Origin of the sequence: Enterobacter sp. SST3 (assembly GCF_000286655.1) — a bacterium.
Lineage (GTDB): Bacteria > Pseudomonadota > Gammaproteobacteria > Enterobacterales > Enterobacteriaceae > Enterobacter > Enterobacter roggenkampii.
This window is the reverse complement of record NZ_ALNS01000004.1, coordinates 119493-133059: the sequence shown is the minus strand read 5'-3', so window position 1 is coordinate 133059 and position 13567 is coordinate 119493. Positions and strand designations below refer to the sequence as shown.

General features: G+C 58.0%; 8 protein-coding genes. All 8 read left to right on the top strand.

Going from position 1 to position 13567, the window contains the following annotated elements; all coding sequences use genetic code 11:
* Positions 1 to 52 precede the first annotated feature (52 nt).
* Positions 53 to 517 carry a prepilin peptidase-dependent protein gene (locus B498_RS19265; RefSeq protein WP_032622705.1) on the top strand — a complete coding sequence of 155 codons (465 nt, stop codon included), beginning with the start codon at positions 53 to 55 and terminating at the stop codon, positions 515 to 517.
* Positions 508 to 1068, top strand: a complete 561-nt coding sequence (locus B498_RS19270) for a prepilin peptidase-dependent protein (protein WP_032622690.1) — start codon at positions 508 to 510, stop codon at positions 1066 to 1068. Before B498_RS19265 ends, B498_RS19270 begins: the two co-directional genes overlap by 10 nt.
* Positions 1065 to 1466 carry a DUF2509 family protein gene (locus B498_RS0121155; protein ID WP_032622689.1) on the top strand — a complete coding sequence of 134 codons (402 nt, stop codon included), beginning with the start codon at positions 1065 to 1067 and terminating at the stop codon, positions 1464 to 1466. Before B498_RS19270 ends, B498_RS0121155 begins: the two co-directional genes overlap by 4 nt.
* Positions 1451 to 1774 (top strand): prepilin-type N-terminal cleavage/methylation domain-containing protein, encoded by a 324-nt coding sequence (locus B498_RS19275; protein ID WP_008499660.1) that lies wholly within the window; start codon positions 1451 to 1453, stop codon positions 1772 to 1774. Before B498_RS0121155 ends, B498_RS19275 begins: the two co-directional genes overlap by 16 nt.
* Positions 1775 to 1786: 12 nt before the next feature.
* Positions 1787 to 5161, top strand: a complete 3375-nt coding sequence (recC, locus tag B498_RS19280; protein WP_008499659.1) for an exodeoxyribonuclease V subunit gamma — start codon at positions 1787 to 1789, stop codon at positions 5159 to 5161.
* 139 nt (positions 5162 to 5300) lie between these two features.
* Positions 5301 to 8183, top strand: coding sequence for a pitrilysin (gene ptrA, locus B498_RS19285; protein ID WP_008499658.1), 2883 nt, complete (start codon positions 5301 to 5303; stop codon positions 8181 to 8183).
* The gene (gene recB, locus B498_RS19290) at positions 8180 to 11722 is read left to right on the top strand and encodes an exodeoxyribonuclease V subunit beta (protein WP_008499657.1); all 3543 of its coding nucleotides are present in this window, start codon (positions 8180 to 8182) and stop codon (positions 11720 to 11722) included. Before ptrA ends, recB begins: the two co-directional genes overlap by 4 nt.
* Positions 11719 to 13539 (top strand): exodeoxyribonuclease V subunit alpha, encoded by a 1821-nt coding sequence (gene recD, locus B498_RS19295; protein WP_008499656.1) that lies wholly within the window; start codon positions 11719 to 11721, stop codon positions 13537 to 13539. Before recB ends, recD begins: the two co-directional genes overlap by 4 nt.
* Positions 13540 to 13567 lie beyond the last annotated feature (28 nt).

Here is a 13567-nt window from a genome sequence, read left to right as displayed (position 1 = left end):
AAACGATAATCCGATGCTCGTCATGTTCACGGCGCTTCGCCACACTCCCGGTATGAAAAAAGAGAACGGTTTTACGCTTATCGAAATGCTGGTCGCTGTTTCGCTTGTCGTCATCCTCAGCGCTTCAGGTCTGTACGGCTGGGACAGCTGGCAACGGCATCAGCGGCTGTGGCAAACCGCCAGTCAGGTGCGAGATTACCTGCTGTTTCTGCGCAACCATGCCAACCGCCACAACCGCGACCATCAAATCACCCGTCAGCGGGTTGGCGACAGGGACTGTCTGGTGAGCTCTGCCGTGCAGGGCTGTGAGAAGGACAGCCCCTTTGTGCTGCTCCCCCTCTGGCCTGAGGTCGCGATCGGCGAGGTCACGCCGTCGCTGGGGTTCTATGGATTACGGGATACGGCATGGGCAGGGCGGATACGCGTTCAAAGTCGTGCCGGAGACTGGCTGATTATCGTTTCAGACGGAGGGCGCATCAGGATGTGTAAGGTCTCCGAGGGAGGACAATGTCGATGAGACAGGGCGGCTTTTCGCTTACCGAAGTGCTGATTGCTACGGTCATCAGCAGCCTGTTATTGATAAGCACATCGCGCTTTTTACCCGGATTACAGCGGGCGGTATTACTGCAATCTACCCAGCGAGAGCTGGAAGAAGAGATCTGGCAACGCCTGTTCGCCCTCGGCAAACAGCTTCAGCGTGCAGGGTACTGCGCGGGAAATTGCCAGGGACAGGCGCTGACGATCGGCAGGCAGGGGCGCTGCATCATTGCGCGGTGGGATGCCAACAGTAACGGCTACTGGGATAGCAGCGCGTCAGAAAATGACAGCACTGGTTTTCGTCTGGAATCGGGGGCGCTGGAAACCCTGCGTGGCGCGACGTCGTGTGAAGGAAAAGGGTGGGAAAAGCTCACGGACCCGGACAGGCTTGCGATAGCACACTTTGTGGTGAGGAGAGTCGAACATGCCGGTTTTGCGCCAGAGCTGAATATCGAACTGGCCGCGAGGCGTAAAGATGAAAAAGGGGAACCCTGGCAGGCGTTGTATACGGTCACGGGGTACAACCTGTGAATCGTCAACGCGGCATATCTTCGCTGGCGTTGGTTCTGCTTTTACTGGTGCTCGGTACTTTGATCCTGACGGGGCTCAATCAGCAGGTCACAACGTTCAGTGCGCTCGTCGGCGGTGAGAGCCGCTCGCTTCAGCAGCAGGCGACGGTGCAATCCGCGCTTGAGTGGGGGCGCGTTCAGCGCTGGGCGTCAGCGCCACCAGTCCAGTGCAAAACGACATCGGCATGGCGGGTGTGTTTGCGTCAACTGAGCGAGGCGCGGGTACTACTGATAGCCGGCGGCAACGACCTGCTGCTCTGGCGCAGGGGAGAGATCGTCGACGGGATAGTGCGCTTTTCGCCTCACGGCTGGAGCGATTTTTGCCCCCTTAAGGAGAGTGCGTTATGTCAGCTGCCGTGAGCAGAGAAAAAGGCTTTAGCATGGTTGAGGTCCTGCTGGCGATGATGCTGCTGGTGGTGGTCGTGACGGCACTGTCGGGGTATCACCGGGCGCTGGCGGCGCGGTTCACCGTGTTTAATCAGTATCGCCAGCTCTGGCACCATGCCTGGAACCAGTCTCAGCTCTCAACAAATGTTCTCCCGGCAGGCTGGCAGGCCAGTCGGGGGCAGACAACGCTCGCAGGATGTGTCAGCATCACGGTTACACTTATTTCTCCTCTGGGTCGGCGCGGTGAGTTAACGCGTCTGCATTGCCCGGTTAGCCAGTAGTCGGGAGCGTCTATGTTAAGGGTCTACCACTCAAATCGTCTGGATGTGCTGGAAGCACTGATGGAGTTTATCGTTGAGCGCGAGCGGCTTGACGATCCTTTTGAGCCTGAAATGGTGCTGGTGCAGAGCACCGGTATGGCGCAGTGGCTGCAAATGTCGCTTTCCCGCAAATTTGGTATTGCCGCGAATATTGATTTCCCGCTGCCTGCGAGTTTCATCTGGGAAATGTTTGTCCGCGTGTTGCCGGATATCCCGGAGCAGAGCGCCTTCAACAAGCAGGCCATGAGCTGGAAGCTGATGGCGCTGCTGCCGGAAATGCTGCAGCACGATGAATTTGCCATGCTGCGCCACTACCTCAATGACGATACCGACAAGCGCAAGCTGTTCCAGCTGGCGTCGCGCACTGCCGATCTCTACGACCAATACCTTGTTTACCGCGCTGACTGGTTAATTCGTTGGGAAGCGGGCGAGTTGGTTGAAGGCCTGCCGGAGGCGCAAATATGGCAGGCCCCGCTGTGGAAAGCGCTGGTGGAGCATACCGAGAGACTGGGTCAGCCTAAGTGGCACCGTGCCAATCTCTACGATCGGTTTATCTCGATACTTGAAAATGCGTCGGAACGCCCGGCCCGACTGCCGTCACGCGTTTTTATCTGCGGGATATCCGCATTACCCCCTGTCTATCTGAAGGCGCTGAATGCGCTGGGTAAACATATTGATATTCATATTTTGTTTACCAACCCTTGCCGACAGTATTGGGGGGATATTCTCGACGAACGCTGGCTTGCACGGCTGGTAACTCGCCAAAGAAAGCGACTTTTTGAAGAACGATCCATCCCGCTGTTTAAAGACGGCTCGACGGCCGGGCAGCTTTTCGATGAAGACGGTATCCAGAACCTGCCCAATCCGCTGCTTGCCTCGTGGGGGAAGCTGGGGCGTGACTACATTCACATGCTTTCAGACATCACTTCCTCAGGTGAAGGTGATGTGGATGCCTTTGTTGAGATCGCCCCGGACTGCCTGCTGCATAATATTCAGTTAGATATTCTGGATCTGGAAAACCGCGCCGTCATGGGCGTGACGGCGAACGAGTTCGAACGCAGCGACAATAAGCGAAAACTGGATCCTGACGATCGCAGCGTCACGATCCACGTTTGCCACAGCCCGCAGCGTGAGGTCGAAGTGCTTCACGACCAGCTGCTGGCGATGCTGCAGGAAGATCCCGACCTGACGCCACGCGATATCGTGGTGATGGTGGCGGATATCGACACCTACAGTCCCTTTATTCAGGCCGTCTTTGGCAGCGCGACGGGGGAACGGTACCTGCCTTACGCGATATCTGACCGTCGTGCCCGCCAGTCGCATCCGGTATTGCAGGCGTTTATCACTCTGCTTTCACTGCCGGATAGCCGATTTATCTCCGAAGATGTCCTGGCGTTGCTGGATGTTCCCGTGCTGGCTGCACGCTTCAACATTAATGAAGAGGGTCTGCGCTACCTTCGTCAGTGGGTGAATGAGTCTGGCGTGCGCTGGGGGATCGATGACGATAACGTTCAGGAGTTCGAGCTTCCCGCAACCGGACAGCACACCTGGCGATTTGGCCTGACGCGTATGCTGTTGGGCTATGCCATGGAAAGCAGCCAGGGTGAGTGGAATGAGGTGCTGCCTTACGATGAGTCCAGCGGGTTAATTGCTGAACTGGTGGGGCATTTAGCATCGCTATTAATGCAGCTTAACCGCTGGCGATATGCGCTGTTGCAGCCGCGTCCACTTGAAGAATGGCTCCCGGTCTGCAGGGCGTTACTCAATGATTTCTTCCTGCCGGACAATGACACCGAAGCGGCGATGGCGCTCATTGAAACCCAGTGGCAGGCTATCATCGACGAAGGCGTGAATTCCCACTACCACGAGGCCATCCCGTTGTCGCTGTTGCGTGATGAGCTGACGCAGCGGCTTGACCAGGAGCGAATCAGCCAGCGTTTCCTGGCGGGGCCTGTCAATATCTGCACCCTGATGCCCATGCGTTCTATCCCGTTCAGGGTGGTCTGCCTGCTTGGCATGAACGACGGTGTGTATCCGCGCGCGCTGCCGCCGCTGGGGTTCGACTTAATGAGCGCAAACCCAAAACGGGGCGATCGTAGCCGCCGCGATGATGACCGCTACCTCTTCCTTGAAGCGCTCATTTCTGCTCAGAGCAAGCTCTATATCAGCTATATCGGCCGTTCTATTCAGGACAACAGCGAGCGTTTCCCCTCCGTACTGGTGCAGGAGCTGGTGGACTATATCGGCCAGAGCCACTACCTGCCGGGAGATGAAGAGCGCAACTGTGATGAAAGCGAGCAGAGGGTGAAAGCCCATATCACCTGTTTCCACAGCCGCATGCCGTTTGACCCGGTGAACTATATTGCCGGCGAGCGCCAGAGCTATGCCCATGAGTGGTTACCGGCGGCGAAAAAAGAGGGGAATGCGCATACTGATTTCATTCAGGAACTTGACCCGCGCCCCATCGACACCCTGACCTTCGAGCAGCTTCAGCGGTTTTGGGCACATCCGGTGCGCGCCTTCTTCCAGCAGCGACTGCAGGTCAACTTCCGCTCTGAAGAGAGTGAAATTCCTGATGCAGAACCGTTTACGCTGGAAGGTCTGGAGCGCTACCAGTTAAACCTGCAGCTGCTGAATGCGCTGGTTGAAGAGGAAGATGCGGACAAACTTTACCGTCGCTACCGTGCTGCGGGTCAGCTGCCCTACGGAGCGTTTGGGGAGATCGTCTGGGAGGCGCAGTGCCAGGAGATGACCGCTCTGGCAGAGCGCGTAAGAGCGTGCCGACAGCCGGGGAAAAGTATTGAAATTGATCTCAACTGCAACGGGGTACAGCTCACGGGCTGGTTAACCCAGGTACAGCCGGATGGGCTGCTGCGCTGGCGGCCCTCAATGCTAAGCGTTTCGCAAGGATTGCAACTCTGGCTGGAACATCTTGTCTACAGTGCGGGTGGGCATAAAGGCGAAAGCCGCATTTTCGTGCGCAAAGAGGGCGAATGGCGCTTCCCGCCGATGGAAGCCGAGCAGGCGTTAGGGTATCTCTCTTTGTACATTGAAGGCTACCGTCAGGGAATGAACAAACCGCTCCTGTTACTACCGGAAAGTGGCGGCGCCTGGATAAAAGCCTGTTATGACGCGCAGAATGATGCGATGTTAACGGATGAGGCTTCGCTCCAGAAAGCGCGCAGTAAGTTTATGCAGGCCTATGAAGGAAACATGATGGTGCGGGGTGAAGGTGAGGATGTCTGGTATCAGCGTTTGTGGCGAGCGCTCGAGCCAGAGTACTTTGAGGCGATCACGGAAGAGGCGCAGCGCTACCTGTTGCCGTTGTTTAGATTTAATCAGTCCTGAGTGCTGTATAAAAATTGCGCAGATAAAGGTGTTCATTTATGATGCACTTCTTATCACGGACTGATGTACCCAAAGAAAGAGATGTTGGCGTGTCCAGCACGCAGTTTGTTAATGATGTAGCCGTGATAAAGAGGTCGTAATGCCAGGCAGCACCTTGTTTAAAGCGTTTGTTTTGTTTATTGCCCTTTGGGCGCCCGTCACTCACGCAGACTCCGGTTGGCAACCCGTTCAGGAAACTATCCGTAAGAGCGAAAAAGATACCCGTCAATATCAGGCTATTCGCCTTGATAACGGGATGACCGTGCTGCTGGTTTCCGACCCGCAGGCGGTGAAATCCCTGTCGGCATTAGTGGTGCCGGTTGGGTCGCTGGAAGATCCTGACGCTCATCCTGGGCTTGCACACTATCTGGAACATATGACGCTGATGGGGTCAAAAAAATACCCGCAGCCAGATAGCCTGTCCGAATTTCTGAAGATGCATGGCGGCAGCCACAATGCCAGTACGGCACCGTACCGCACGGCCTTTTATCTCGAAGTCGAAAATGATGCGCTGGAAGGGGCGGTCGATCGCCTTGCTGATTCCATTGCCGCGCCGTTGCTGGATAAAAAATACGCCGATCGTGAACGTAATGCGGTGAATGCCGAGCTGACCATGGCCCGCACGCGAGACGGTATGCGCATGGCGCAGGTCAGCGCCGAAACCATCAACCCCGCGCACCCGGGTTCGCGCTTCTCCGGTGGTAATCTGGAAACCTTGAGCGACAAACCGAACAGCCCGGTGCTGGATGCCCTGCACGCGTTTCGCGATAAATACTACTCCGCCAACCTGATGAAAGCGGTCATCTACAGCAATAAACCGTTGCCGGAGCTGGCAGCCATGGCGGCCAAAACCTTTGGCCGGGTGCCGAATAAAAATATCGACCTGCCGCAAATAACCGTTCCGGTGGTCACTGACGCGCAAAAAGGCGTCGTGATCCACTACGTTCCTGCCATGCCGCGCAAAGTGCTGCGCGTGGAATTCCGCATTGATAACAACACGGCACAGTTTCGCAGTAAAACCGATGAGCTGGTCACCTATTTGATTGGTAACCGTAGCCCGGGTACGCTGTCTGACTGGCTGCAAAAGCAGGGGCTGGCGGAAGGCATTCGCGCCGACTCCGATCCGGTTGTGAACGGCAATAGCGGCGTGCTGGCGATCTCCGCCACCCTGACTGACAAAGGACAGGCCAACCGTGATGAAGTCGTAGCGGCTATCTTTAGCTACCTCTCCTTACTGCGTGAGAAAGGCGTCGATAAGCGCTATTTTGATGAACTCGCGCACGTGTTGGATCTCGATTTCCGCTACCCGTCCATCACCCGCGACATGGATTATGTGGAGTGGCTGGCGGACACCATGATCCGCGTGCCGGTGGAACATACCCTCGACGCGGTAAATATTGCCGACCAGTATGATGCCGGGGCGGTAAAAGCCCGCCTGGCGATGATGACGCCGGAGAATGCCCGCATCTGGTACATCAGCCCGAACGAACCGCATAACAAGACGGCGTATTTTGTCGATGCCCCTTATCAGGTGGATAAAATCAGCGCCCAGACCTTCGCCGACTGGCAGAAGAAGGCCGGGGAGATTGCGTTGAAGCTGCCGGAGCTGAACCCCTATATTCCGGATGACTTCTCGCTGATCAAAACAACGAAAGATTACCCGCATCCGGAACTCATCATCGATGAGCCCACGCTGCGCGTCGTGTACACCCCAAGCCGCTATTTCGCCAGCGAGCCAAAGGCCGATGTCAGCGTGGTGCTGCGTAACCCGAAAGCCATGAACAGCGCCAAAAATCAGGTGATGTTCGCGCTCAATGACTATCTCGCCGGTATCGCGCTCGATCAGCTCAGCAACCAGGCCGCCGTGGGCGGGATCAGCTTCTCCACCAACGCCAATAACGGTTTGATGCTTAATGCAAACGGCTATACCCAGCGCTTGCCTCAGCTGTTCCAGGCTCTGCTGGAGGGCTACTTCATCTACACGCCGACGGAGGAGCAGCTTGAGCAGGCTAAATCCTGGTATGCCCAGATGATGGATTCTGCCGAGAAGGGCAAGGCTTACGATCTGGCGCTTATGCCGGCGCAAATGCTGTCGCAGGTTCCTTATTTCCAGCGTGAGGATCGCCGCGCGCTGCTGCCTTCCATCTCCTTAAAAGACGTGCTCGCGTACCGCGACGCGCTGAAAACCAACACGCGTCCGGAGTTCCTGATCGTTGGCAACATGAGTGAGGAGCAGGCCAAAACCCTGGCGGAGAATGTTCGCACTCAGCTCGGCTCTAAAGGCGACGAGTGGTGCCGCAACCAGGACGTGCTGGTTGAGAAAAAGCAGAATGTGATCTTTGAAAAAGCGGGTAACAGCACGGATTCCGCGCTGGCCGCGGTCTTTGTGCCAACGGGCTACGATGAATTCGCCAGTTCAGCGCAGAGCGCCGTGCTGGGACAGATTATTCAGCCGTGGTTCTTTAACCAGTTACGCACAGAGGAGCAGCTTGGCTACGCGGTGTTTGCCTTCTCCATGAACGTCGGTCGTCAGTGGGGGCTGGGTTTCCTGCTGCAAAGCAGCGATAAACAACCGGCGTATCTCTGGCAGCGTTACCAGGCTTTCTTCCCGCAGGTGGAAGCAAAACTGCGCGCCATGAAGCCGGAAGAGTTCGCTCAGATCCAGCAGGCCGTCATCGCGCAGGTGATGCAGCCGCCGCAGACGCTGGGTGAAGAAGCCTCGCAGCTGAGCAAAGATTTCGATCGCGGTAATCTGAAATTTGATTCGCGTGATAAAGTAGTGGCCGAGATAAAACAGCTGACGCCGCAGAAGGTTGCCGACTTCTTCCATCAGGCGGTCATTAAGCCGCAGGGAATCACCATCCTGTCTCAGGTTTCCGGTAGCCAGAACGGGAAAACGGAATACGTGAACCCGAAAGGCTGGAAAGTCTGGAAGAGCGTCAGCGCGCTGCAGCAATCTATGCCCTGGAGTAAGAAAGAATGACCGATACCGCTGAGTCCCTTGATCCCTTACGTTTACCTCTGCAGGGTGAACGATTGATTGAAGCCTCAGCGGGAACGGGAAAAACCTTCACCATTGCCGCCCTCTATCTGCGCCTGCTGTTAGGGCTTGGCGGCAACGCCGCTTTTCCGCGCCCTTTGAGCGTGGAAGAGCTGCTGGTGGTCACCTTCACCGAGGCCGCTACGGCGGAGCTGCGGGGCCGTATTCGTACCAATATCCACGAGCTGCGCATTGCCTGTCTGCGTCAGAGCACGGATAACCCCCTCTACGCGAGCCTTCTGGAAGAGATTGCCGATAAGCAGCAGGCAGCCCAGTGGCTGCTGCTCGCTGAACGGCAGATGGACGAAGCGTCCGTCTTTACCATTCACGGTTTTTGCCAGCGCATGCTGAGCCTGAATGCGTTCGAGTCCGGTATGCTGTTCGAACAGCAGCTTATTGAAGATGAATCCGTGCTTCGCTATCAGGCCTGCGCGGATTTCTGGCGTCGCCACTGCTACCCCTTACAGCGCGATATTGCCGAAGCGGTACACGCGCTCTGGAAAGGCCCGGAGGCGCTGCTGCGCGCGATCGATCGTTATCTACAGGGGGAAGCGCCGGTCATCAAATCCCCGCCGCCGGCAGATGAAACCCTGGCCTTGCGGCATGAAAAAATCATCGCGAAAATTGCAGACATCAAGCAAAAGTGGATGGAGTCAGTCGGCGAGATTGACGCCATTATCGAAAATTCCGGGATTGACCGTCGCAAGTTCAACCGTGGCAATCAGGGAAAATGGATCGACAAGGTCAGCGCCTGGGCGCAGGAAGAGACGCGGGGCTACCAGCTCCCGGACGCGCTGGAGAAATTCTCCCAACGTTTCCTGGCTGAGCGGACCAAAGCCGACGGCATTGTACCTGAGCATCCCCTGTTTGTGGCGATTGAAACCCTGCTGGCGGAGCCCCTTACGCTCAACGATCTGATGATCGCTCGCGCCATGACGGAAATTCGTGAAGCCGTGGCGCGCGAAAAGCGCCGCCGTGGCGAGCTGGGGTTCGACGATATGCTGAGCCGCCTGGATGCGGCGCTGTGTAGTGAAAATGGCGAAGCGCTTGCCGCCGCGATTCGCACCCGCTTCCCGGTGGCGATGATAGACGAATTCCAGGACACCGACCCTCAGCAGTACCGCATTTTCCGCCGTATCTGGCGCCAGCAGCCCGACACCGCGCTGCTGTTAATCGGCGATCCGAAACAGGCCATCTACGCCTTCCGCGGTGCGGATATTTTCACCTATATGAAGGCCCGCAGCGAGGTTGATGCGCACTACACGCTCGATACCAACTGGCGCTCCTCTCCCGGCATGGTGGAAAGCGTCAACGCGCTGTTTAGCCGCATGGAAACGGCGTTTATGTTCCGGGAGATCCCGTTTCAGCCGGTAAAATTTGCCCCGAAAAACGCCTCGTTGCGCTTCGAGTTTAACGGCGTGACGCAGCCTGCCATGAACTTCTGGCTGCTGGATGGGGAAGGCTGCGGCGTTGCCGACTATCAAAATGCCATGGCCCAGCACTGTGCTGCGCAAATCCGTGACTGGCTCAGTGCGGGAGCGCGAGGCGAGGCGTTGCTGTGGAAGGGGGATAACCCCACCCCGGTAAAGGCATCGGATATTACGGTACTGGTGCGCAGCCGTCAGGAGGCCGCATTCATCCGCGACGCCCTGACGTTACTGAATATCCCCTCCGTCTACCTCTCGAACCGCGACAGCGTCTTTGAAACGCTGGAGGCGCAGGAGATGTTATGGCTGCTGCAGGCCGTGCTGGCCCCGGAGCGGGAAAGTACATTGCGCAGCGCATTAGCCAGCGCGATGCTCGGACTGAACGCGCGCGATATTGATGCGCTCAACAATGACGAAGCCGCGTGGGATGCGGTGGTGGAAGAGTTTGTCCACTACCGGGAAAGATGGCAGAAGCGCGGCGTGATGGCGATGGTGCGCGAGCTCATGGCTCAGCGGCACATTGCCGAGAATATGCTGGCTACCGCAGGCGGCGAGCGACGTTTGACCGATATTTTGCACATCAGCGAACTCTTGCAGGAAGCGGGTACGCAGCTGGAGAGCGAGCACGCCCTGGTGCGCTGGCTGGCGCAGCAGATTGCCGATCCGAACAGCAATTCCTCCAGCCAGCAGATGCGCCTCGAGAGTGATAAACATCTGGTGCAGATCGTCACCATCCACAAGTCGAAAGGCCTGGAATATCCGCTGGTCTGGCTGCCGTTTATCGCCAATTACCGCGTGCAGGATCAGGCTTTTTACCACGATCGCGAGTCGTTCGAGGCGGTGCTCGATCTCAGCAACGCGGAGTCCAGCGTTGAGCTGGCAGAGGCCGAACGTCTGGCGGAAGATTTGCGCCTGCTCTACGTGGCGCTGACCCGCTCGGTATGGCACTGCAGCCTGGGCGTTGCGCCGCTGTTCCGTCGCCGTGGCGAAAAGAGCGGAGAGAGCGATTTTCATCTGAGCGCGCTGGGGCGGCTTATTCAGCAGGGTGAACCCAAAGACGCGGCGGGCCTGCGCCAGTGCATCGAATCGCTTTGTACTGAGCATGTTGCCCTGCATATTCCATCGCTGCCCGACAACAGCCGCTGGCACATGCCGGAGCCGCACGAGTCAGATCTCCATGCCCGTCGGGTGGTACGTACGATTGCCGACGACTGGCGCGTTACCAGCTACTCTGGCTTACAGCAGCACGGGCAGAGTATTGCGCAGGATCTGATGCCAAAACTGGACGTGGATGCCGCAGGCGCCGGTAGCGTACCCGCTGAGCCGGTGCTGACGCCGCACCAGTTCCCGCGCGGCGCCTCGCCGGGCACGTTTTTACACAGCCTGTTTGAAGAGCTGGATTTTACCCAGCCGGTTTCCGAAGAGTGGGTGCTGAAGATGCTACAGAGCGGTGGTTACGACGCGCAATGGCAGCCGGTTCTTACTGAATGGATCCGCGCGGTTCTGCACGCCCCGCTCACGGCCCAGGGGATCTCGCTTAGCCAGTTGACCGCCAAAGATAAGCAGGTGGAGATGGAGTTTTACCTCCCCATCGCCAGCCCGCTCAGGGCCGAGGCGCTTGATGCGCTGATCCGCGAGTACGATCCGCTGTCCGCCGGGTGCCCGCCGCTGAACTTCCGCCAGGTGCAGGGAATGCTAAAAGGCTTTATCGACCTGGTTTTCCGCCACGACGGGCGCTACTACCTGCTGGATTACAAATCGAACTGGCTGGGCGAAAACAGCGAAGCCTATACCCAACAGGCGATGGCGTCGGCTATGCAACTGCATCGCTACGATCTGCAGTACCAGCTTTATACCCTGGCGCTGCACCGTTACCTGCGCCATCGTATTGCCGATTACCGTTACGACGCGCATTTTGGCGGCGTGATTTACCTGTTCCTGCGCGGCGTGGATGCCAACGACCCGCATTCCGGCGTCTTTAGCACGCGTCCGGCTGTGGAACTGATTGAAAAAATGGATAACCTGTTTGCCGCAGGCACGGAGGAGATGGCATGACGATGCAGGCGCTACTGCTGGACGCGGTTGAACAACGATTACTGCGCCACCTGGACGTGCAGTTTGCCATGATGGTGGCAGGCGAGGAGCCTGCCGTCATGCTTGCCGCCGCCATTCTGAGCAAAGACGCGGGGGAAGGGCACGTATGCCTGCCGCTGTCGCGTCTGGCGGTGGATGAGAAAATGCCTCCGGCTTTACAGGCGTGTTTCGCGCTGCTGGGTGACGCCGTGGACTGGCAGGCGATACTACGCGGTTCGCCTGCCGTGAGCGGGGCCGATACCGGGACGCCAATGATTCTGGTCGGCGAGCGTTTGTATCTTAACCGGCTGTGGCGTAACGAACTGACGGTGGCGCGCTTCTTCAGCGAGACCAACGCCCCGCTTCCCTGCGATGAAACGCAGCTCCGGCAAACGCTGGATGCACTGTTTTCCTCTGACGAGGCGACAGACTGGCAGAAAGTTGCGGCAGCCGTGGCCTTAACGCGTCGGATCTCGGTGATTTCAGGCGGACCGGGCACCGGGAAAACGACCACCGTGGCAAAACTGCTTGCCGCGCTAATTCAGCTGTCGGGTGAGCAAAAGTGCCGTATTCGCCTGGCGGCCCCCACCGGTAAAGCGGCGGCGCGTCTCACGGAATCGTTAGGCGGCGCGCTGCAAAAGCTGCCGCTTACCGGGGAGCAGCTGGCGCTTTTCCCCAACGAAGCCAGCACGCTGCACCGTTTGCTTGGCGCTCAGCCCGGCAGCCAGCGTTTGCGCTACCATGCCGGTAATCCCCTGCACCTGGATGTGCTGGTGGTGGATGAGGCATCGATGATTGACCTGACGATGATGTCGCGTTTGATTGATGCCCTACCGCCGCACGCGCGCGTTATTTTCCTGGGCGATCGCGACCAGCTTGCCTCCGTGGAGGCGGGGGCTGTGCTGGGCGATATCTGCACCTATGCCAGCCTGGGATATACCGCAGAACGCGCTCAGGAATTAGCCCGTCTCACCGGATGCTCGCTCACTTCTGAAAACCATTCGCTTGCAGGAGCGCTGCGCGACAGCCTGTGTCTGCTGCAGAAAAGCTACCGCTTCGGCAGCGATTCCGGTATCGGCCAGCTTGCGGCGGCCGTGAACCGGGGCGACCGGCGCACAACCACTGCGGTGTTTGACGGCACCTTTACGGATATTGAGAAAAAATCGCTGCAGACCGGGGAAGAGTATCAGGCGATGCTGGATGATGCCCTGCAGGGGTATCAGCACTTTCTGACGGGCGTACAACAGCAGCGTTCACCGGAGCAGGTCATTGCTGCATTTGGTGAATATCAGCTGCTCTGTGCGCTGAGGGAAGGGCCCTTTGGTGTCCGGGGCCTGAACGACAGGCTGGAACAGCTGCTGGTGCAAAAGCGTAAAATAAACCGCACCCCGCACTCGCGCTGGTATGAAGGGCGGCCGGTGATGATTTCCCGCAACGACAGCGCGCTGGGGTTGTTTAACGGGGATATCGGGATTGCGCTCGACTGCGGCCAGGGGCTGCGCGTCTGGTTCCAGATGCCGGACGGGAGCGTGAAGTCTTTCCAGCCCAGCCGTTTGCCCGAGCATGAAACCGCCTGGGCGATGACGGTGCATAAGTCCCAGGGCTCCGAGTTTAACCACGCGGCGCTGATCCTGCCCACGCAGCTTTCCCCCGTCATTACCCGCGAGCTGATCTATACCGCCATTACGCGCGCGCGTCAGCGCCTGTCGCTGTATACCGATGAACGCGTGCTGGTGCAGGCGATTGCCACCCGCACGGAACGCCGAAGCGGGCTGGGCGCGATATTTGAGTCCCTCTGAACGAACGCCCTCGCCGCACGGTGAGGGC